Raw genomic sequence first — 25,739 nt, forward strand, 5'->3', positions numbered from 1 at the left:
TCAGCCCTGACCCATCATCGTTAAATTTAGCGGATTCGTCAGGTTCTGCGCCATTCTTTGGCTTACCGATGGAATAAACGATGGGCTCTCACCACTGCGATTGCCTGACAGGGCGTTGAGTTCTTGAACCAGACGCTGGTAATTTCGGTTCAATTCGGTGTCATTCAGACTCGCTACCTCAGGTCGTTCACTCTCGGCTCCACCTGTGTCAGCGTCGTCTTTCTTACCTCCAGCCAGGCTGCCCAGGTAATTCACCAGCTGTTGCCCCTTGCGAATGATCCTGTCCAGTAAGGACTGGGTTCCGTTGCCTGCTTCCTCAGCGGCCAATGCACCTTCTTCACTGCTCTCACTCAGTGAGCGCCTGCCACGTGACTGTGGGCTGTCCACTTTTGCAAACACCTCGCTCATGCTGAGCACCTTGTTATTGACGATCAGGCGCTCTATGGTCTCGCCTCCCTCACTGAAAAAATTTTGCACCCGAAGGCTCTGGGTGGCATTGATCGGCCTGGTGCTATTTTCACTGTTTTTCAGCAGGTTATGATTAGGCCTGACAGTCAGGATAAGATCCTCGTCCGACTTTTGATAGCGCAATCTCTGGCAGTCATGGGTATTAATTTCGAGCTGGTCAGCCGTGCCTGTGGCGTTTGCCAGAAGCCATTGGTCAGTGTCAGAGAAGTCATCGCCAGCAAAGTGGTAAACGGTGCTTTTTTCATCTATCAGGTACTGATGTCCGGGGATGGTTTGCTTTGAAAGTGAATAACCCGACTCGAGTCGTTGAGCAATTTTTACCTTGTCATCGAGAATGCTGTCATCCAGTTCCAGGCTGTCTGGCCAGCCATTGGCGTAGATACGGTCAGGGTCCTGCCAAGTACCTATTCTCACCAGGGGATCGGCACCGGACGCCATCATTTTTATGCCTTCAGGCGACGGCAGACGCCGGTTGATGATGAGTTTGTCAGCGGCATAACAGTTCAGCGTCCGAATTTTCCTGGCTGGCTTGAAGGCCCGGGTTGCCAGAGCAATCTGGCCATTCCGGTAGATGGTTAGAAAACCACTGTCATTTATAGTCATGACCAGATGCAGGTTGGGGGAGGTAAAAAATGGCCTGACCCTTCGATGGAAGACGCTGGCAGCCTCCGTTAGCCTGATCTCCAGTTTCCCGGGTTTCAGACTCAGGCTGATGACATCAGAGCCGTCAGCCCCGGCAAAATGAATCAGTGTGCTTCCGGCCTGTGTTCGCCTACCCAGCGGCAGGCCCCGGCGAATCCAGGCTGCCAGGATAAAACTGCCGCCGGTGACCGGAGGAGGCACCAGGCGGGATAAGCCCGCTGGGCAGCGAGTCTGGTCACCGCTGTTAGGAGCATTGCGTAGATCCAGCGAACGCCAGCTGGCTGCCTGCACATCCGCAAGGCTGACACCAGCCATTCGAACACGGTTAAACGAAAAGGGAGCAAAAAACAGCTTCACGGCGCGGTTTTCCCAGCCGCTTTCCCTGCCACTATCCCTGCCACTATCCTTTAAATCCCCCAGCTCCAGACTGACAAGGTTATTGCCAGGACCGGGGTGAACACTGGCACCACTGCTTTTGAGGTGGAAAATATCATTTCCCGACTCCCCGAACAGCCCAGCTCCCGGCTTGACAGCACCCGAGAAGAAAAACACGTCATCACCTGGCCCGCCATGCACCGGTGCGGTGATATTGCCAAGCTGATAAGTGCTATCCAGTCGTTTATCCACAGTCAGCTCGGCGTGATAGTAGTCTCGAAGGTTTTTGCCGTTAAGCAGCCTGCTTTCGTTGTTGGCCGGATCAATGGTTGTCAGGCGCCAGATATGCCGTTCCAGGCTGTTGATAAAGTGCCCGGTGACCAAACTGCCATCTTCGCGCACACAGTGGGGAACGTGCCCTAAATCGATGCTGAAAAAGAAATGTCCGTCGTTGTTCACTTCCAGATGGGTATAATTCCCGGTCAGTCGCCAGTCCAGCTTTTCGGGTTGGACTCCGTGCAATATCAGGCTATTTCCGTTGTCCCGGTCGACGATCCGGGTGCCATTGGCCTGTGGATAAATAACGTAAATATCCGGGCCCAGGTTGCCGGAAAGCAGGTCAGGCCCCAGGTTTGCCACCATTCGGTCAGCCTCCCGGCTGCCATAATGCCTGTTGTATCCGGGTCCCCCTATAGTGGAGGAGATTGAACTGTTGCTCTTGATGCGGGGAGAGGAAATTCTGAAAGTATCATTGCCACCTCCGCCATCAACGGTAATACCGGCAAGGGCCGGAATGTTGAACATATCGCCGGAATCGGGGCCCTTGAAAATCTCAAAATTACTGATAGCTGTCGACCATGTTTCGAAAATGCCCTTGGATTTGGGTTTGGGTTTGGGCGACCTTTCCGTAAAAGACATATGACCTTTGACGTTTTTATCAGGAGGGCAGGATCCCGAATCGCTTGCATAACAGGCAAAGCTCACTGCTTTTTTTCTTAAAGACAGATTGAGCCGGACAAAATGCGGCTCGATGGTCATCTGGCTGAAATCTATCGTGTCGGTGCCCGGACCACCGTTTAAATGGGTGACCTTCGGCTGCTCCAGAAGAAAAAGGTAGTCATCTCCTCCCCTGCCATTAAAACTGTACAGAGAACCTCTGGACACATAAATGTTATCTTTATCGTCACCGGAAAATTTTATCCTGCCCTTCCCGGTGTCCTCCAGGATAAAGTTCCTGACCGTTAAACTATTTCTCAGGTCGACAGATACACGACGACTGCTGGGCAAATCAAAGAGCAGTGTATTGGCACCGCTGCCGCCGTCCAGGGTAGTACCATTTTGCCAGCGGGCGTTAATGATGACCCGGTCGTTTCCGCCCCCCATGTGCACCTTGTCCAAACCGCCCCCGGTGCTGAAAATATCCGTACCATTGCTGCCAAAGTAGGTATCATCTCCCGAAGTCCCGTCAATCTGGCTGATGCCATTGAATAGGGTCTGGTGATAACGCCAGCTGTCCGTTTCCTTATTTCGCCATCGGGTCTGTGCGATCCCCCCCGTGACATTGACGCTCATCCCATCCAGCTCATACGTTGAGACGACCTTGATACTGAGATTCCTGGCGCTTTTGTGCAGGAGCCGGGCACCATAAAGTACGGCAGACTTGTCGTGTATTAGCCGATTGTGTCCCTTTCCGGCAGCCATCACGGTGGTATTGCCCATGCCGACAATAAACTGATTATTGCCACCCATATCCTTCAAAATGTCGCGCCCTCCCTTGCCAAGCAATATGTTATCCGTGGCGGGATTACCTGTTAGCCGATCATTGCCCGGACCACCGATAATGATAGGAACGCCAGAGTGTGAGTCTGAAGACAGGTCAAGGTGAGCACCCGGTAGGATCGCAGAGCTGGTAAACGGCCTGGAGGCTTCGCATAGCTTAAGAAAAGTCGTATTCCTGTGAAAGGTATGATGTATCTCCAACATGCTCAAGGCTTTCGCCACTGGCTGACCGGGAAACATTTCGTCCCATTGTTTTGAGACCGGTTTTATTTCTGATACCTTATGGCGGCCAAGATGCTGCCTGCGACCGTCTGCACGGGTGTTAACCAATTTTAAAGTCAGTGTGTGATTTGCTTTAAAAGCGATAATGGCATCTTCGTTCATGAAGGACATGACCCGCTTCTTCACTTCCGGGATTACGCCTTCAAAGAGCACCTGTTGTTGGTTCGGCTTCAGGGTCAGCTTGCGTAAAGGACCAGTACGCGGGTTGCAACTGGGAGAGTCGAAACGAAACTCAATACCCAGGCTGATATTATTACTTTCCTCACTGCTAATGCGGTGCAGGCCGACGCCCAGGTTTTTTCCTTCGTTAGCCAGGCTCTCCAGCTCAGTCTTGTCAGGCCACTGGAATTCACCTAAAGGTTTTCCGGGGTAGCGATTCAAAAATGCCAGCATCTGTGCTCTGGAAAAGGTATGGGTGTCCACTTCCCTGGTGACCTTGCAAACATCTTTTCCTGAATCAAAACCAGTTAGGGTCGTGTTGCCCAGCTTCATCACATCCCCGTCAATGAACTGCCAGCGGCCCGTTTTGGCCAAATCCTCCCGGTACCAGTGGGTATTAACCTGGCTGACTGTGACAGACGGGATATTGGGGGTGTTAAAGTCCAGAGTGACGTTAGCATTGGGGTTCTGTTTGCTGAAAACCAGATCCATGCGCTCGCTGAACGGGTTGACTGTCAGGCTGGCCAGCTGTTTGTGCTGCCGGATGCACCCGGCACCAAATCGTCCCCAGCGGATGACCAGGACCGGCCATTTTCCTGTCGAAGGTTCCTGAGGTTTGTGGACGTAAAATTGTTGGTTAACAAGGTTGTTGCCACTCACCCTGATTGAGTCGGCATGAATGCCCGTGTGAACCTTGTGGTGACCATCGCCCAGTAGCACGGAGTTAAAACCGCTTCTCAGCCAGACAGACGTCTTTCCGCCGTTAGTGATGACCGTGTCGTTACCAGCTCCGGCGTCCAGGATATTGGTGCCACCGGTGGTCATGAAAACCGTATTCTCATGGTTTCCTTTGATCCTGTCATCCTGGGGGGAGTCCTGTATGACCTCGACACCGGTCACCACCTCTCCCGATGACGGATCCCGGTTGGTCATATCCAGCCAAAGATTTTCCTTTCGAACCACGTAGGAAATGGTGTCTGTGCCGGGGCCACCGTGCACCGCATTTTGATCGCTCAACACCGCCCGGTCATTGCCCGCCCCCAGTTTTATTACGTCTGTGCCATTGCTGGCATAGACAAAATCGTCACCACCTCGCGCATTCACTATGTTGTTACTATTTTCATCGCCCCTGAGATAAATGTTATTGCGCTGGTCAGTCCCGTAAACTTCTGAGCCGTCTTCGGAACCCACCAGATTTTCCATACCCTGAACAAGGCCCCCGGTCACCAGGCAGTCCAGGAGGGTGGCGAAGAATTTAATGGCTTTGTTACTTTCACTGGCCCTGAGCAGGCTGTCCTTTTTGAAAAACAACAGGGAACGGTCGGCTTTCATCACGAAAACGCCTTTGAGCGAAAAATAGAGGTGAACTTGCTCTCGCGCGCTGCCGTACGGAACTTTGCCGAGGTAAAAGTAAGGCTGCCTACCGTAAATATCAGAAATTCGATTGATGCCTGTGTGACTGGCGTCGGGTCTGAGCTGGTTCATCAATTCCTTAGTCATCGATGACTTAGCGAAAGGCCATACATGAAAAACATCGAAAACGGATTTTTTGCCTGTTTCCTGGCTATCCGGGTGGTCGCGGTCCAACCCCTGAAAGTCGAGATAACGATAAAAACGGTTAAGCCAGTTTCCGTTTTTCAAGTCAACCCAGACTAATGGCTTAGAGTAATCATGACGGTAGTGAAACTTGATACCCGAGGTTTTAGATGATTGCTCACCGAGCCCCAAGGTATAACGACCAACACTATAGTGAGCCGTGAAATTGCCTATTATTGGTCCCTGGCTGAAAACAGGAAGCGAGAAGCTGGGCAGGACAAGCGTATCATCTCCGGGTCCGCCAAAAAGCCGTGCATAGCCTAACCCCGGCGAAAGACGGTCATTACCTGTACCACCGTATTGGTCGACTGCGCCGAGCTTGTCAATAAGCCGGTCATCACCCGAGTCGCCATACTGGGATTTGCCGTAATAAATCTGATCGTTTCCTGGCCCGCCATAGCCAATGCCACCGATCTTTGACAGGTAGAGAGTGTCGTCCCCGTATCCCCCATAAGCCTTACCTGAGTGCCCAATCCAGATAACATCATTGCCACTGTCACCGTGACCCGTACCTGATTTTTCAATCCGGATAATGTCGTTGCCACTGCCCCCGTAAGCAGTACCCGTCTTTTCAATCCGGAGAACGTCATCACCACTGTCCCCGTGGGCAGAACCTGACTTTTCAATCCGTATATCGTCATTGCCACTGCCCCCTTTTGCCACGCCTTTTTTCAGGATCAGCCGGTCGTTGCCTGTACCGCCATACAGCTCTCCCTCGTTAATGATCAGGATGTCATCACCACCCAGCCCATAAAACACCTTGAACCCTTTCTCGGCGTACATGGTGTCCGTCAGCGACGTTCCTCTTGTGGTTCGCCTTTCGTTGGTAAAATCATTAAGGGCAAGCCCTTTGTCTCCTTTGCTACCATCCAAAAACCGGAGAAAGGATTTCTTCAACGTCTCAAGGTTCTCCTTGTAATTATCCTGGTCAAGCCAACCCGTGGCATCCTGGTGGAGCACAAAATACCGGTAGCCCTGTTTCTCAAAGTGAGCGGCCTGTTCATTAAGATATTCCTTGAATTTATCGCTCTCCAGTACAACGCTGAAATCCTCCCTGGCGTTGGGAGGCGGCGCCAGGGCCGCCAGGGCCGTTTGCAGAAAACCCAGCAGTTGACTGATTACGTCCACAATAATACCCAGCTTTGGATTGATGAAGTCCAGCGCTGTACTGAGAACATCAAGGCCAATGGTAATGGCATCCAAAGCGGCCATTGCACCAAAAATAGCCGCCCGTTTATGGTTGCCAGATTTTCTTGCCGCATCGGCGCTGCTGGCATTGGAGACCAGTGAAGAAGCGCCAAGCATCACCGAAACGACACCGCCTATAACGGGTATCGCCCTGGCCACATTTCGTGACACTTTCGGGCCCAGCTTTAACGCGACGCCAATGGCCCCTACCGGATTGTTGGTCTTGACCAGGGTTTTGCTCAGCGCCCAGTTAGCGCTCATGGTAATGCCGTAGACCGAATTGACGGTGCCCAGGCTCGCACTTGCATAGGCCATGTTCCTGGCCCCAGCAGGCATCTCGTCTCCGTATTTTGCCAGGTTATTCAGTGACACCGAGGCCATGGCCAGGCCATAGACGGAACTTGCTCCGCCGAACATCACCCTGCCCGCATTGAATTTTGTACTGCGATCCAGCTTATCCAGCATGCGCATGAACTTCCCTTGCACTTTTTTCGACCCGCCTCCCAGTCGGGTGTCACCCGGGCTGCCGGGCTCAGGGCCATCCTCGACCTGGCCTTTTCGGGTCCGCAGGCTCGCCATGAACTCCGGGTTGCCAAGCAGCTGTTGCTTGACAAAGCGGGTGTCGTCGACACTGTAGCCCGAGTCATTGAGCAAAGTGGCCACCCGATCAATGACTTGCTCCGGATTCAGCTCCTGCTTTTGCGCCAGTGTCTGTCGTAAGAGTTCAAGAAGCTCCTTGCGCAACGCCGGGCTGTCCATAATGTCTTCGGTGACCACCGCCGCAAAACGCTCCTGCTCCAGCAGCAGGAAGGCGTCTGCCAGCAACCCCTTGTCACCGGCACTCTGTTTGACATGGGTGAAGCGATCACTGGCTTCAATAGCATCCAGGTGACTGCTGACCCGGTCTATCAGGGCTATCGCGGTCTTGACCGGTCCGGAGCCGTCGCACAGCACGCAGTTTGCATCAGGCAGTCTTGTGGCCTGACCGGCTGGCAAACCGGTCTTGTCCAGTGCCTGCAAGGTCCTCCTAAAATCACGCTCGGTGATATCAACCAGCTCAGCCATCTGGCCAAAATCAATATCACGCCTGAGTGCGGCAACGCCGTCGGCGACGTTCTGGCGAATCTTTCTGGCCAGATTAAGGGCTCCGGAGGAGCCCTCCCGCTTGAGTCCGTTCGCCAGCCCGATAAAGCTGGTCAGACGTTCCAGCAGGCCGGAGAGTGCCAGCTTGCCTTCCTTAACCGTGAACTCGCTGACCAGCGACTCTGGTGACAGGCTTTCCACACCCTTTGGCAATCGGATTCGCTTCTGATGCAGGGCCAGGAATGTTTTTGCCTGATCCTCCGGTTTCCGGGCTTCCCATGCCTGCAGCAGAGCCATTGCTGCGGCGGCGGTCAGCGGGCTGTCAGGGTCACCATTGCCCAGCATCAGCGTGCCTTGGGCAGGCATCAGGTAGGAGGCATCGGCGGTGATTGAGGGATTGGTCAGCACCCGAATATTCAGGTCGCCAGAGGTCAGTGAAAATTCCTTTTTCCCGGTCAGGTTCAGCAGCCCGTTGAGCCGCTGATAAAGCCCGGTAGAAATCGTTTCAGGCAGAGAACCCAGGGCGCTGACCTCTGCCGCAAGTAACTTCCCGGCGATGGTTTCAGCCAGACCTGCCGGGATGGCTGACTGCCGGGCATAGTGCAGGAAACCATCGGCAAACTGCTGCCGGGTGACATGGTCCATCTTGTCAATAACGCCATTGACCTGGCCGGTCATGTTAATGTCCTTCAGTTCACTAAAAGCCTCATAATGGCGTGCCAGCTGTGACAGGTAAGCCTGAGTGGCTGCAGCGTTTTTGCCCGGATTAAGAGGCCGCCATAACAGCCTCTTCAGGCCATCCTGTGACTGGGGTGACATGAACGGGAAAGGATTGCCCGGGCCCGCCGGAGTTATTTTCAGATAACGCCTTTTACCATCCGCCATAACCGCATAACGAGGGCTGCTGGCGAAGGTTTCAATGATCTGATCCTGCCCCGCTAAAGCCTGCACAGACGTGGGCTCTTTACCCCGGGCGTCCGGTTGTTGATTAACAGGCAACTGGAACGGCCTTCCGACGCGCCGTCGCAGTGCTACCGCCTTACGGAATACGGTGTCCACATCTTGCTTCAGATTGGCCAGCAGGCCAGTGTCAAAAGACTTCCAGCCGAGTCCCCGGGCAACAAAAGTGCAGGCTTTTTCCAATGCGACGAGAGTGGATATCCTCGGACTCTCTGGCGTATTTATCTCCAACCAAAGATCAACGTACATCAGTTTTGCGATGTCATCGATATCGCCGTCAGGCAGTATGGTCGTTACCGCATCGGTCACTCCCAAGTGTATCCGGCTGGCTGGCTGGCCGGTGTCACCCAGAACCTGCTCCATCTTCCAGTAGATAAAATGAACCAGCAGTGACTTCAGGTAAGTGCTGGCAACGACTTTTAGTCTGAAATGCTTTTTAGCGACCTCTATCTGTTGGGACAGGAAATTTTCTGCCGCCGCCCGACTTAACCCCAGCAGTCTGGCGTCGAGCAGGGATTCTATACCGGAACCGACGCTCCAGAGGGCCCGGTAATCCACGTTGACCAGCTTGGAGGTGGAGGGCAAGGCCTTGTAGGAGGCAATGGTATTATCAGAGCCATCTGGAACCAGGGGCGGCGCTGAGGATTGTTTATCATTGACAACCTCGTTGAAAAGTTTTTTCTCACGGTCACTGGCTGTAATTTCCCCTTTAGCAAGGCTATCCCTTATTGCCTGAATCCTGGTCTTATCATGCAACTCTAAATACGCCAATGCCCGGCGATAATCGGCTTTCGTACCTTTGGCTAACAGCAGGTTATGATGGCCTGCGACCAGTTGCCGATAGAGGCTTGTGCCTGAAGGGTCAACCGCCAGAGTCAGTGCGTATTGACGGGTCAGTCCCAAGGGACGCGACTCCTTGTCAGGCAGTGTCGCGGTGTTGATCCCGAACTGCTGGCGCACCTGCTGGCGCAAGGCTGTCAGCGACCCTCCACCACCTTCAAGGGCCTTCAACAGACTGGCACCCACCAGGTTGGTCAGGGTTTCCCGGAAAATAAATGGCCTGTTCCTGTTCTTCGTGCCCAGCAATAACAGGGCGTGGGCACTGTTTTCCTCACTCACCTCGACACGACTGTCCACCAACGGCCAGAGCGGCCTGGGGCTGATTTTTATTTTAAAAGGGCTAATATCGGCAATGCCTGCATCCCTGACGGGTTGCACCAGCGCCTGAAGAAGCTGCGATAGACGAGGCTCCCCCATCCCCCGGGCAATGAACTGAATGTCGTTCTGTAATTGCTCTTTGCCAATTCTGCCCTTGCGTTGCAGCTTGCGATAAAACTCCATGTGGACAACCAGCCTGATCGGCAAAAGACGGTCTGGCCAGCCATCAGGAAGCTGGAGGCGAAAGACCTGCTTGCGGTCGCCTTCGCTGTGAGTCAGGGTGTAGCCGGGCCCCCGGTTGGAAAAAGCCAGGTCATCCCGGCGACCCAGCGTGAACGTTTTTTGCCCGTCCTTGGTTTGAACCTGAGCCTGGTAACGGCCCAACCCGGTATCGAGGGTGAAAGCCGGGGGCTCCCAGCCGGGTCCCGGAAGCAATGGCGGATTTTTTTGCAGGAGATCAAGCCATTTATTGGCCCGCAGGGCATCCGCCCGCAACCCGGCTGGGTCTGTGGGTTCCAGCCCCCTGAGCCGCCGGTGAAAAAAATACTCTGCCAGCAGCGACTCACCGTCGGTCAGGGATGGCTTTTTGAGCACATCAACAAGGGTGTCGTCCAGGTTGTTGACCTGCTGTGGGGACAGTGATAACAGAGTACGCTTGATCGCGTCCCGGTAATAGTCGGGGTCGGTAACTGCTGGAGCCCAACCAAGCTCGGTCCTTAAAGCAGCGACAGCCTGCGGGCTGTCAGGTGACTCCTGTCTCAACAGGGCCAGCAAACCGCTAAGCTCATCGCCTGCCGGAGCGGACAGGGGGCCGTTCTGGCTTTCAATAGCAATGAGAGGCTGATCATTCAGCCGGGTGACCGGTTGCCGCCCGGTGCTGGTCAGGGCAAGGGTTTTTCGGTTACCAGTGGTGACCGGTACATTGCCGCGGGAATCCGCAGCGAGGGGAAGTTGTCCGGGGTCAGCCCATTCCTTGCGCACGGCCTGTGCGTCCGTAAGAACCGCCTCTGCACGGCTTAGCCAGCGCAATAATCCCTGTTGTTCTGCCGCTGTGAAGGCGATGCCCCGTCGGTCTTTCAGAGCATCGGTCAACACCTTTTCAAGCTGCCCGGCGAGGTTGTTGATCCCGGCCAGTGCTTTCAGCTCACTGTCATCAAGCACGGCTGTGACCACGTCCGCCGGATCAGCCAGCAGTGCAGGCTGCGATGTCACCATGCGCTGGCTGACCAGCCCACTCCAGGCCAGCTGCGTTAACAGTGAGCGGAGATTTCCCAGCTTCAAACGACCAGCGTCGGATAACCGGTCAACCCGTTGGTTGCAATAATACTGAACCCGCTGAAACAGTCGACGGGTTTCCATATCTCCTACCAGCCGACCAAAGCCGGACAGAGGCTCGGCAATCGCTTTATAGGCAATCCGGACCCGCTGGCGGTTTTTCACAGTCGTTATCCCGCCCGCTGAGGTGACCTCCTGAACAGGGGTATGGGCTGATGCCGTGGCCAGCACGGGCAGCAGGCCATACTGCTTACGAAGCTGGTTTTCCAGTTGCAGCAGCGTCCGGGCACTGGTGATTTTGGCCCCCTGCAACCAGGTCATGGCGATGGCTGGTGAGTTCGCCTGATCAGTACTGACCAGTGCTGCCCGACATAAATCCTTCAGGACAGAGGCCAATGCCCCCAGGTAATTACTGGTGGAACTGCGTTGCCCGGTCAACACCGCCGGGTCAACCTTCAGCACCACAAGCCGGTTGCCACTGGTGTCCCCGCTGTCCCCGGAGCGATAGGGTACCACCCGGTCAGCAAGAGCCTGTTTGCCGAACCTGATCACCAGCCTGAGAGGGGCAGGGGGCTTCATACCGGGCAGCAGCTGACTGTCCAGCTCAGTCATAGTGGCGGGTTTGATGAAGCTGCCGGGGAGCCCCAGGGCATTGACCAGACGCTGTCCGGCGGAGCTGGCAACAAAGACTCTCAGTTCTGACAAGAGCCGTTCGGCCTGATTCGCCAGTTTCTGGCCGGGACGGTAGTCGGCAGGAAGGATCACGGCTATTCTGTCGTCTGTGCCCGTCAGAGTCCGTAGCTCGGAACTGCTCGCTGACAGCCAGTGGCGGGCGGCGGCTAACTGATCCTTCAGCGATTCCTTCGGGGTGAGTTTGAACAGCCCGTTTGTCCCTGCGGCGGCGTCGTCCAGTTTCACGCCATAAATCGTCTTTCCATGGTCGTTTTTTTCCAGTACCGGAATAAGGGTTTTGCTGTTACTGTCGTACGACGCTAACAGCTTATCTCCGGATTGCAAACTCACTGCCCGGTAGTGACCGTCAGCTTCCGAAATCAGCTGATAAACCTTGCCATCGGAACGCCTGACCGCCACCGACGTGGTGGCCAATGTTGGGTCTGAAAACACCCGCTCAGCTGGGGAGTCGTTGCTATCGTGGATGCTGTCATAAACGGAAGCCTGGCCCAGGGGGGTGGCAGTGATATCCTTGTCTGAGCGCCTGAGCACCCGGTACAGCTCATCGTTGTGGTTAAGGAACTCAACTTTGTAATAAGGTTTGTTGGTATCGGTGTTACTGATATCCGTGCTGTCAATGTCCAAAAAGGGGCGGTCCGCCAGATTTTCTGCTGATAGCAGGCGAGTTCTGCACCCGTCGACCCCACGTCGGCAGCGTTTGTTGTCTTGCGCCTCAGGGTCCCAGATGACAATCCTCAACTTCCTGCCACCGTCGTTGTCACTGTCACTGTCGCTGCCAGACTCAACCAGCCGGTAGGTCGATGACTTAAACCCGTCAGCATCGGTTACCTGGGCTTGCGAATCGAACGTTGTTTTAAGTGTGTCTATGTAGTCAATCAGTTCCCACTGCTGAGGGGCCTGGTGAGTCAGGGCACCCTTCAGAAATTTGATCTGCCTGGGAGTGAAAGCCTCCCTGAACAGGACTCTGTCACCATCAGGCAGGTTGCGGTCAAACTCATACAGCGCCTCGGCAAAGGTTTGAACAGCCGGGTTATCCTGGTCCCCCTGAATTTGGTCAAAGAGCTGTTCAAGGCCCAATGAAATTGATTCAGGCTTCTGACCGAACAGCCATTTTAGCGTCCGTTTCACGCCTTCCTGACTGACGGATCCAGCATAAAGTTTTGGTAAATCCGGGCTGTTGTCTCTCGGAAGGGTATTATCCAGGTGCCGCGCCGCAGGCAGGGAATCCCATCGCTGGACAGAATCAAAATCAACAGTGTCGCCCAGTTGACGCAGTCGCTCCGCCTCCTCTGGCCAGACCGACTGGAACAGACTGGCATCAACAGCCTCTACACTCTTGGCCAGACCCATGGCGTAGAACCGGCCAACCACTTCGTTAAAGAATCTGTAATTCAGCAAAGGGTTATCCTTCATCCCAAACTCAATCGTTACAGCGGCATCCCCGACCTGCAACCGGGACTTCTGCAGGGGAATATGGGGATTTAACTGCCAGTGGAGAGGCCGGCCCGCACTCAGGTCAAGCGCCCCCCCCTCCTGAAGTCGTTGGCGATAGATTTCCGGTCCAAAGTCACTGAACGTTTTAATAAGCCACTGGACATCATGCTGGTAACGGTCGGGATGCAGCCGTCTATCCTGCATCGCTTGCCGGTACAGTCTGACGCTGTTGTGCGTATCCAGAAACGACCCTGGAAACTGGCTGCTGTATGAACTGGCGAGCATTAGCAGCCCTTGCGGATACGGCTTGAGTGATGGCTCTCCAGTCACCGGCTCCGGGGAGTCGGCCAGCACAGGTATGATCCCCTCGTCAGTCTCCAGCCTGAAGCCATGACTTCCGTCTTCGGGTAATGTCACACGCCTGATGCGAAACGCCGGCGGTGCCCCGTCCTGATCATCCTGACTGATCTGCTGATTCACTTCCGACAGCTGGAGTCGGGTAAGGGCGAGGGCCAGCTGCTTGATACTGTCCTCTGGATACTGCAAGCGATATTGACCCAGCGCCACCACCACTGCGGAACGCTGCAATTGGGGCAATGAAGAGAAGTACTCCAAAAACTGCGGCCAGTCGGCTTTACCCACCCCGGACATCGCCAATTCAAGAAACGCACGGGTAACCTCTGGATCACTGCCCAGCCAGTCCGGTTTCAAAGCCAATCGGAGCTGGCTCCGGAGGTTATCGGGGGGGGCCGGGTTTCGGAGCAACAGGCGTTTGACCATGCCGCTTTGACCCGGCAAGGCCAGGTCCAGAAGATATTGGCCATCGGCGTTTCTGGAGACAGGTCGCGCTGTGCTGTCCTCTGACATCTGGCCAGTCCAGAGCTCTCGATATTTTTTGTTATCTTTCAGGGGCAGCGAGTAGTAATCCGGCAGCGTGCCGGGCAGCAACATGGCGCCGTTGGCAAGGCGGTAATCCAAAGCCATCCCCAGCAGGTCTTTGATCCTGACGCCCGCTTGCAGATCCGGGGCACCCGGCTTTGCAATGACAGTGAGCTTCGTTTCCAGTTCCTGAGTGACCTGTTGCAGGCCAACACGGTGAATGTAGTCACTGAGTAAGGCAGCGGCACTGTTGGAAAGGCAGGTATGGATATAATCTGCCAGCCTTATTCCCGGAAACAGGGATTTCCCATGGGGGGCGTCCCTCGACAGCCGGTACAACAACAGGGTAAGCAGCGACCTTAACTGAGCATGGATTGCCCTGTAATCGCCTGAGGCCGGGGCAATATTTGTCACGAACTGTTTGGCAGCCTTCAGGCTGGCCAGCAGCCGCTCCCCTTCAGGGCTGTCACTGTCAGCAAACAGGGCAGCGAACACCGGCCTGTCCAGATCCTCAAAGGGCAGCCTCAGGATGATTCCGGTATCTGAGCCGTCGGTGGTTTTTGCCCAGTCAATGGGCTGCCCTTCAGAGCCTGACCGGTCGCTAAAATACTCCTTGTAGACCTCATCGAAATCTTTTGTATTGTCCGGATGAGTCAGCGTCGAGATCATTTTATCCAGCGCATAAAAATCGGCTGCCAGAGAAAGCCTGTGAGTGTCCAGGTCATCCGGGGACAGTGGGGCTGTTACCAATTGCAATCCCGGCTGACCTTCGGCACCAAGCCATTTCAGAGTCGTTAAAGGTGAGCCATTGATCTCTGTCGGGCTCTGCTGCACCGTGCTGTCCCATCCGGCAGGTCGGGAGACAGCGTCGGTTACTCTTTCAAGAACGATCTGGCCAGTTGCACTGTCCTTTTTTACCGCCGCTATTTTGGCAGGCTGCACCAGGGGAGCCAGCCCCATTTCCTGGCGAACCCTTGTTTCAATGTCTTTATCGTCCGGGGCGGCAGGCTGACTGCTATCATCCATGTCGTAGCCGGATTTAACCAGGTCAACAAACACTGGGATCAAGCTGGACAAACGGATCTCTTGACTGGCACCGGGATCAATGGTCACTTGTCTGTCAGCCGTTTTTTCCTCAGTCAGTGTTAACGAAACAACGATTTGCTGCTTTCCATCGCTTGCTTTTGGGGCATCAAAAATCAGGTCCTGATAACGACGAGGTTTGAAATTGTCTGTGAATTTATTCAGGTAATCTTTGCCCTGAGGCGTTGCCAGGAAGCTCCTGATGGCATCGGGTAATAAATGATAATTCGCCCCGGCATAATCGAAGTATTCAGGGGTCGCCTTTAACCGTATCCCCCTGCTCAGTGTGACACCAGGAAAGCTGCGTTTTAAATAGCGAGCACCATAAAGCGCGTCAAGACCTATGGCATCTATGATTGCCTCCAGGCCACTGATTAATGGCGCGCGCTTTTCATTCAGGGTCTGTTTCAGAAAAGTGCAGCCCTCTTTCCCGATGGCCTGACGCAGAGTCAGTGCTGCCCGGTCAGGCAGGTTCCTGTGTGTCTTCACCAGTGCTGAGGCAAAGGTGTCCAGGTGTACTCCGGTGTTTTGACGATGGTAGTTCTGAAGCCGTTGAAAAGCCTCTGTCAGACTGTCCTGATCATAGCGAGTGGACAACCCGTAGAGAACCCGGGCGAAATCCTCAACCGAGCCGGAAGCATACTGCCAATTGTGATCGGGGTTGCCGATTCCATCCACAAACTGTGTGTACAGGGCGTCCTGCTGCTCTGGAAAAATAGCCAGAGTCAGTTCTTTGGTCAGGCCATAGTTGCGGTCAGTCTTGATTGACGACAATCCCCAGATCGCCCGTAAATTCTTTTGCGCCTGATGGAGCGCGGCCACATCGGGATGGTTTAACAGGGCTATTGCGAAAAGTTTTCCTATAGGGGTAGCTTTATGGTTATCTTGCGTCGCGTCTTTTATTCCCACTGTCAGGGTCAGCGGATCCTTATTCAGTTGACTCTGGTACGGGTGCCAGTGGGGGTTAAGGACAATCGTTATTTCCTGCGACACACGGCGCAGAGACATTCCGTACTCGGACAGCACCTCTCCTGATTTAAGCACCGGCTTAATAAAACCTTCGCTTTCATCACCAGAAAACAGTTTCAGAAGTGTATTGAGTTCAGTGGACAGATTAAGCTCTGCCAGCTGTTGCCAGCGGGCCTGACGGTCATTGGCTGCCACAGGAAGCCGTTGCTCCCCGCTGGTTATCCGCTGAAGATCCACGGACACTATTTTTTGCAACTGCACCAGAGTGTCCCAGGCCGATCCTGACGACCCGCCGGTTATTGCCCTGAGATTGGCAGTCAGCAGCAACCGGGCCACTCGTTCCTGCCCGATTGGGTCCTGTGTTTGCTGCGGACGGTTGACGAAGGAGCGGGTTATATGCTCGAGCTTTGCCTGGCTGAGTCGACCCAAACGGTCGAGGATGGACTGCTTCACCCAGCTCTGGTAATGCGAATTTTCGGTTTCAGGGCTGACCAGGGATTGAGCTTTTCCTAAAAAAATCCCGTCAACCTCCGGGTCTGCTCCCAGTAACCCCGGGGTTTGAACGGACTTTATTACCGAAACCGTGAAAGAGTCGGGAGGGGAAAAAGCCATCTTATCGAGATTGGGCCAGAGTTTTCGAACCTCCACTGTCCCGAGGAAATGGGTTTGACCCTCTTCATCGACATAAGAAGTGACGCCATGTCTTGAGGGTGCATTGGTGACATCTACGTAACCCAGCTTCGGGCTTTTGTTCTCGCCCTGGGGTAATTCGAAAAAATCTGAGCCATGGTTATAGGGGATAATCATCGCCCCATGTTCGACACGATGATCCAACATGTCGGTGAACAACAATTTTAACCTGGCTTGCAATCGCTGTTCGGGAACCTTCCACTCCCTGCCAATTCCTTCAGCCTCAGATCCCACCGTGGCCAGATCATTGACCGTTTCCTGCATCAACGAAGTAAAGCTTTGCCAGCCGAAATTCTGGATGGCTGTCTTAAGTTGTTCGGCCTCCGACTCAGAGATGGCAGTCATTAAAAAATCAGCGGTACCCAGTCTCAGTAATCCTCTAAGTTTATTGATAGAGGTACCTGCAAGACTCATTTTCCCCCTCTTGAAATCGTTGGTTGAACTGTCTAATGCCTGCTTGTACAAATGCATGGTAAACATGGATTTCAGCAAGTCAGAATTCAGATTCAGCTTTTCTGAAATGACAGCGGCTTTATACTGGCTCCACTCAAAAACCTGCCTTAATGTGTCGCTTTTATCCGAGACAAAAAGATCGGGAATATAGGAGGTTATATCCCCAATCAAACTAAGGTCGACCCCAATATTGACATGAATACGATAAGGTGGTGACTGTGCTCCTGCCGCTACCGCTGCCCCCATCTTGCCAGGCAACAATGAAATCTGACTGTCTTTAAATTCATCAAAACTGGATAACTTGAAATTTTTTAAATTACCTTCGGGGTTATTGCCAAGTAGCTGATCATTATAAGCCTCAACTAAACCACTGACGGTAACCCCCCCTTCAGGTATGTTCGCTAAAACAGAGGCCAGCGTTTTGGTTGCAAGAAATAAATCTGAGGACTCACTGAGATAAGCCGAGAGAGGTTTGGGGCCGGTAACGATTTCAATGATGGCGCGACCTTCATGGCTATCAGTAGACAGGAGTATATTAGGAAAATCAGAGTTAATACGCTCATCAGGATTAAATTGAGAGTATGCAAGGTTTTTCCTCACTTCAGTGTCCACACTTGTGATGAGATTCTCTATTTCAAGGCCGGCCCGTCCCTTGAAAGGGTCGAAGGGGACAACGATAATGCTTTTCTTTTCTGGTAATGCCTTGATGCCAAATTTACGCAGCATTTTTTTGCGAAGGGTTTCATAATCTCTGTTGATTCCTTTTAGCAGACCGGATGCAACAATATAACGAGCTATCAGGCCTGATAAGGTCTGATGTTGTTCAACCTCTATTTGTCCTTTGATGAAATACTGGCTCGGATCCACTTTCAGAACACAACCGGTATTCTTAACCAGAACCGGCTGCGGCATTTCTGTAGCGGATGGAGTACCCGATGGATCGGGAGGAGTAATGACCAGCAATAGCCGGACAGAGTCGGGTATTTTGACTTGGTCGAAGCCGCTACCGGCAGAACCATCAATAACCCCCTGATCCACCAGCTTCTGGAGGTCGCCAAAGACCTGGCTCCGATCTTTCGCCAGAGCGCCGGAAAAAACCTTGAATTCAGGGACGGTGCTGAGCCATCTAAGGCTTTTGATAATCTTACTGTGTATTGAAAACAGGTGTTCGGAAGGAGCATTCTGTTCAAGAGCATTCTGATCACGAACATATTTGATAAACCCGGCAGAGAACAAGATCGCGACCTTGGTCTGCGAACCATTATCGCCATAGGAGCCTGGTGTTACTTCACTGATAATTCCGGGACTGTTCTCCTTTATGCCTTTGCTATAGACGTCCATGTAATGAGAAGGCAGGGTGCCGGTGTACGAAGTTTTGTCTGGCGGGTTTTCCATATTACCCAGACTTGACAATAACCTGCTCCTGGTATTGACGGGTAAATCGGAGCTGGTTAATCGTTGTTTCAATATCTGGTATTGCGATGCCTGCAACTGCAGCACCGACCGCAGTTGTGCATCCTGCATCTCTTTCCAGAAATTTGTGTATACCTTAACCAGAGCTTCTACAAAAGTATTAACAGAGGTCGCCGGATTCATTGCAATGCGGCTAATAACGTTTCTGACCGAATCGCTGAGTTTCCCTTCCGAATCCAATACCTCCATAGCCCGCTGGAAATCATCTACAGAACCCTCGGCAAACTTAAGATCATGGTTCTTACTGTCACGGATCAGTGCCCGGTAAAGCGGATCGCCAGTGTCCGGTAATTTCCGAAGTGTCAGAGCATTGTCAAAACCGTAATCACCCTCAGGATTATCACGGTAATCCATTTCCCATATCTCCATAGCCCCGATTAGATAGCGAGCATGTGGAGCCATTGCCCGGATTCGCAGACACAGGGCCATCCCGTAGGATTGGGTCAGCACCCGGGCCAGGCGGGCGTCAGACGCCTCTTCTGGTACATCCTTCACTCCAACCCGGACGATGATCGACTTATTTGATTGCCATGGATGGACAATTGCCTCACTGTCCTCGATGAATCGGTCTTGCTCCAGACGAATATCAAGGTTCGGCTTTTTAGCCTCAAAACCAGACTCTATTTCCCATTTTCGCCAGGCCAAAAGGGTATCGACAAATTGATTAGGTTTGCCGAAATAACGAAACACAGGTCCCTGTTTTTTTGGCATTCCATTCAGTTTCATCAGCTCACGCACCTGAGAGCGATAGGTACTGTCCTGAATGGTCGAGATAAAAAGTGGCGAACGAGCCCCCAGAGTGACTCGCGAATGCAAGCCACGATAGTCATTCGTGTCGATGGTCTTCAAAGGGTCCAGAGTAATCGTGCGTTGGTATTTTCCCGATTCTGGGACCAGGACGACAAAGGTCTTTTCTTCGGGGGCCCGGACGAGTAATTCTGCGATCAGAAACTTCTGCTGGTAATCCGGTTTGTGACCGATGTCCAGAGCCGTCACTGCGCTGGCTGCCAGGCGAATCAACAGTCTTCGTATCAGACTCCGAAGAGCCTTAGGCTCCGTGTCGAGGTTAATAACTTCAGTGGCCAGTGTGACTACATCAGCCATCGGCAGCCGGGTTATTTTTTCAGCAAACTGCTCTCCTGCCAGGAAGTCTGAATGCCGGGAATAGGCTAACTCAATGGTATTGATCAGCGTCTGGGCATTACGCGGCCCCAGCGGACCTGAGGACTGAAGCATAAACAGGATATTGCGCAGATTATCCGGAAAAGCTGCGCTGTTACTTTCTGGCAGGTCCAGCAGAACATAAGTTACGCCCGAAGGGTCGGTGACAACAGGCAGGTATTTGCTGTCATCAAAAGCCTCTCCGTGAATCCTGGTCACAGGGTCTGTAAAACCGACAGCGTCATGGGGAACTCTTTTATTAATCCCAAGGGAAAGTGTTTTTTGCAGCCACTGTCCCTGCTCATGCCATTCTCTGGCGTTCAGTCTCGGTATTTTTTCGTCTGCTTTGTCCGCCAGAAAGTGACCCAATAACTTTTTCAGAGACTTGATATACCACTGGCTCAAGTCGGCAAAGTCATTTTGCAACTGCTGGCCACGGAGAGCCTGCAGGTCACCTTTTCCCAATACCGAAGTCATCAGCTCAAGGCTGGAGACCCGGAACGGATCTATGTCATTGCCTCCGGGTGCCACAATGTCCTGCACAGACCCAAGCAACAGGCGGGTAAACAATGCAGCCATGACCTCGGATGGCGAGTTTGCAACTCCCATGGCCAGCAGATACCCCTCCTGCTGGATCCGGGCAAAATTCTCTTGCGCCAGGGGATCGTCATAGGCCAGCTGACCCACTCCGGAAAACGGGTCACCGATTGAGTCTGCGCGGACAAAGGCGCTTATCTGACGTCTTTCTTCTGGCTGAGGCTCTTTTGAGGCAAGAGGAAGCTCGACATCGGCAACCGGCAAAGGCATCAACCGGTAAGGGGAAGAGTCATCACGGGTGATTTGTTGCAGCCGAAGGTTGTAATGCTCAATCAGGTCGGAGAGTTTCTGCCTGCCATTGTTTTCGATCATCGTTTCAAGCAGTAAGTGTCTGGCCCGATCGAAATGACGGTCATTCTTGCCCAGATAGGCATAATCCCTGCCGGGGGGCAAAGCGGACAAATTGTGGAGTTTTTTCACCAGTCCTTCTGCAACCGGAAGCTGGCGGGCCACGAACTGCCCCTGTTTGTCCTTTTCAAGCACCAGCTTGAGGCGATGGTCTGACTGTGACCAGAGGACATCGCCAGCAGCGGGCAGGGTGCCGGTCCATTTACGGCCAAGCATATCCACCGCCACCAGTGCGTTGCGGGCAGTGATTCGTTCTGTCCGGATTTCAGCAAACAGTGTTCTGGCGAAGGCTTCTACAGGGTAATGCTCGCCGCCGGCATCAGCACCACAACCCACCAGACTGACAGTCCTGACAAACCGATCGCCGGTTATGCGCCCAAGCACTTCGGCCAGCTGCTTAGCTGTCTTCCCGCCCAGAAGAAACTTGTCAGAACCGGTCTTTTTATCCTGAACCTTGGAACCATGACCAACAACAATAATACGTGTGTCGTCTGTAATAAAACTGGCTTGCACAATCCTTGATTCAATGATGTAACCTGCTTTCTGATCAATCAGCGAGCCATCAGGCATCAGTCGTATAAGACGGCTGAAATCGGGCTGGTATTTATTTCTCAGGTATGAGCTGGCTCTGGCTTCATTGTCGCTGTTACCGAGCTGGAGAATGACCTGGTTTTTATAATGGCTGTCTCGCTCATTGGTCAGTTCATAACGCACGATTTTATCAGTAAAGGTAAGCCAGCTACTGGGCTGTTCATCCGTATCAACACTCACTGAATCAATCCTTGCCAGTGGGTTAATTTGCGTGAAATAGGATTTTAATTTGTAATCAAAAAGATCCTCTTCTGGAAGCAAAGCAAAGACAGATCTTCTGATGACGTGAATAATCAAACCCGGCCCGGTTAAATGCAACGTCGATCCAGATCTTCTAACTAATCCATCAACTCGATAGTTAATTATATCTTTGGCGAAATCGTTATTGATCCCCAATTCATTGACGATTGACTCTTTTATTTGCTCATCTGTATCGACATCGATACTGTCGTCATAAGAGTTTTCCGTGTCGCCTATTCCCAGCCGATCAATCAATTTGTAACGCCTTATTATTTCTCGATTAACTGCCTCGAGAACTTCACTGTCTGGCGGCGCCATAATAAAGCAGTTGCCGCCATTGATTCTTTCTACAAATTCTAACCTTATTTCTATTGAGCCAGGAATAGCCTTGACTGAGCCTGGAAAAGTAAAAAGAGGCTCTTTCCCATGATTAACGATGGCTTCTTTGACAGCCTTAAAAAAATCAGGGTATATTTCTTTGAATCTGTTATATTCTCTCCGTATTTCTGGATCAGGTGTTCTGTTAAAAAACAGTTGTTCCGGGCCTGGGTCAGCAAAATAATCCATAATCATATGGTTAATTAAATGATTCAGTCTTCCTGAATGTAAAATTTCACTTGGGATTTCAATCCCTTTAAACAATTTTTCATTATAATGAGGCAGCGTGTCGACATCCAAATAGACACCTCCCCCCTTCAGCAGTACCACTCTTACCAAATCAGAGGCTGCAGCTAAAATCCCTCTCAAGCCAAGTTCTCTCACGTACAACGCTTTCATGCTGGTTTCATCGCCTGACTGCCAGAGTTGATTGATATCTGCCAGCATGAATCCCCCGGATCCGGTGTTGCCCCGGAGCCCGGTCAGCTCTTTGGCGAGATCTGTGAACTCCTGCAGACTTTGCCTTTGTATTTGTGTTAATTCTTCTTGATCCATCCCCAGGTGGTTGACTAAAAATATCTTCGCCATGTCGTCAAAGGTTTTGCCCTGGGCGATGCCTTTTTTTATAGCGCTGTAGGCCAGATCTTGTAGATGGCACAAACGCGTCAAAAACTCCACTTTGGCTTGTTCATGTACCAGGAATGACTCGGCTATTTTCTCATCGGCAACAGCCTTATATATTTCCCGGGTAAGCACGGGCGCCAGAAATGCCTGTGGATCGTACCAGAGCGTTTGCGACCAGGAGGGAACCATCTTACTCCAGACTCTGAGATGGTCTTTGACCCCTTCGTTGAGACGACCAATCCAGATAAAGTTAAGCTTTTCAGGAACCTCCACCAAAGCATCCAGCAGGTACTGATTTATTGCTCCAGCCAAGTGGGAAGCCGCTGATTCCCCACTCAGAATTGCGGGCAGGTTTTTCTGCATCCGATAGACAAGCATGTATTTTTTCAGGGCACTTTCACTTCCCTCCTGGCGAAGTTGGTCAAATTCTGCAATTTTCGTCTCCAGTGCTTGTAAATCATTCGGTTTCAGAACACTCAGTAGACCCGGCTTCAAACTGCGGCTGAACATCGCCAGAGTTGGCACCAGGTCATCGGGATTGGCGGTGGGCCCCAGCAACCCGCTGTCCTGTGATAACACAGAGGGCAGCCGCCGGAGTCCAGTGGCACCTTCAGCCAATGTGTCTTTTTCAGTCCAGCGTTCGACGGTGATTTCACCGTCACTCATACGACGCGCTTTCAGCTTGTCAGAGTGGTCGGCCAGTGACCAGGTGACCGGATCTGTTTCTGAGACCAGGCCAACCCATAGGCGCCCCCAGATATCGACTCTCAAAAGACCGTCACGGGCAGTCACTGCCGAGGTTTTTGTTGTTTTCAGGATTTCTTTCAGGTATTGGGTTACAAGTCCGTTGTCGTCAATGCCTGAGCCAACCAGGTTAATGGTTTTAACCGGTGTATCAGCGGTCAATTCATTGATTTTTTTTGACAGTGCTAACGCGGTTTGGCCACTCAGGGTAAATTCCCCGTTCCCTGAGTCACCCAGACCTACTATATGAATTCGGCTTTTACTGTCCAGAAATCTGCCAATATCGGCATTGTTGACCTTTGCGCCTGTCTCTCCATCTGACCAGGCATCGTTATTCTTGACCAGCCTACGGATTGAACGATAACTACCTCCCGCCAGCTGACCATTGTTGTGTTTGCGAAACAGATAACGGCTGGCCCTGGCAATCGGGCTATCATCACCAGGCTCCATCTGGATAACCAATTGTTGGCTGTATTGGCTTCTGCTCTGTGGATCGGTGTTGGTATTGACTGCGATATCGTTTTGATGCTTCCGGACAGCCAGTGCCCGGCTGGAAATCGTATAGTATTCGCGGGAAGACAATTCAGGAATATCCAGCGAATCTCTATGGCTTCTAGTCCAACCCATTGCACTATTGCTTTGCTCCAGTGCATCATCACCACTCAGTATTTGATAGCCATCTGCAAATGTTGATATACCCCCGAGTCGATAATGAACCAATAACCGGGAAGCTATCTTATGCCAGGTGAAAAACGTTCTTGTATCCTGGATAGTTTTCCAATCTGTCACGTCGAACAACTTATATTGATCAATCGTCTGATAAGCGGCTAAAAGGTGGTTTTGGACCATCTGCATGGTCTTGCTGCCCTGTGATGCTGCAAAAAATAAACTTGGGGCTTTTTCCAATGGCAGGTATATCTCACTGGGAATGACTTTAACTTCTCCCAGTGGCTTAAATAGTTGCGACGGATCAGAGTTCGTCAGGCTCCGTTCAATATCGCCTTTAAACTCGGGGTATTTTTCACCGAACCAGACGAGATCATCTGAAACCTTCTGTTCTATTGCAGGATCCTGATCTTCGGGAAGGAATTCCCTGCCGAACCTTCGGATGACAAGCTCTGTCAGTGCCATCCGTATCCTATCCCAATCTGTTTTGATGAGGCCTGAATGGTCAATATCCTTGAAAAGATCCTCAATAATGGCAGGTGAAAAGTTCGTGTCAGAATAAACGCCACCGAGAGCGCCAATTACCCTGGCTTTTACCAGTGCAATGGCAGCAGGCAGGTGGCCACGCAACCCCAGCTCCCTGAGATAGTAACTTTCGGCCTCCTTACCCTTTTCCCCGAAGGCATCGCTCCAGACCTTATTAATGTCTTCGTAGGAAAACTTCGCCCCGGGATAAGAAGACGCTATCTTCTTTTTAAATCGCCGGTAGGCTGACATCATTTGGGCTTTTTTCTTATCAATATCCGATGATTTATAGTTGAGGTGGCCTACCAGAAAATTCTTCACCGCCAGATCAAATCCCCGGCCCTGTTCCATGTCTGACGCTATGGATTTCCAGGCCTGATCCTGCAGCTCCATGAATCCTCTCGTTAAATCCGATTCAAAATTAGACGGATCACCGGGACCAGATTGACGGGTCAATTGACTGGTCACTGCTTTTTTAAGGGCTTCAGAAAGCAGAGTGGCGAGCATTGCGTTTTGATCATACCAGAGGTTTATCTGCAAATCGGACTTTGAATTAGCTGCAATCCATAACCTGATAGTGTTCAGCTCTGCGACGGTTGGGCCGATGCTGACAAAATGCAGCTTTTCAGGGACTGGCCTAATGGCGCCATCTAACCAGCGACGAAAGTTTGTAGTCAGTTTCGCAAATTTTTCGCCGGCTTCCCCTTTCATCGGGTAACTCTCGTTGAGGGCGATGAGTTTTTCGTAGAACTTTACCGCTAAAGCATAAGTTGATGAAGAATTCACACGACGGTAGCCATCAAATATCTTAAAAGCCCTGAACAGATCTTCAAAACGTTCGTACAAGTCTGCATTTATGGCGCGTTGATATTGTAATAACGGCCAAAATTCCCTATAGAACGTGATAACGTCAGGAATCAGTTGATTCATTAATTCGAAGTCTGAACTTGCAACAGGAGCAGGAGCAGATTCAGAATCAGAATCAGAACGGCGAACCCTGTGCCTCGTCGCCGGTCTGGTGAGTGCGGGATAGTGGTGCCAGAGGGAAGGTGGCAGAAGACCGCCATCTGCGGTCATTGTGCCAATGGCAGCCAGTTGCAGACGATAAGTGCCGTTCCTGTCAGGCTCTGCTGTCAGTTTCAGATGACGCCCCAGGGAGCCATATCCGGTCACTGCCAGAGGTACGGGTTTTCTACTGTCTGTCGCTGTCGTTTGATTAAACCTTA

At 52.2% G+C, this 25,739-nt stretch carries 1 protein-coding gene (only partly in view); it reads right to left on the minus strand.

Annotation, left to right across the window (positions count from 1 at the left end; translation table 11 throughout):
• Window positions 1-25,739, minus strand: partial view of a TcdA/TcdB catalytic glycosyltransferase domain-containing protein gene (locus ACOMHB_RS10815; protein WP_448216626.1) — the 3' portion only. Its footprint extends 2,638 nt past the window's final position; 25,739 of the gene's 28,377 nt are visible here — the last part of the coding sequence; its start codon lies off the right edge, out of view; its stop codon occupies window positions 1-3.

This window comes from Endozoicomonas sp. 2B-B, assembly GCF_053470045.1.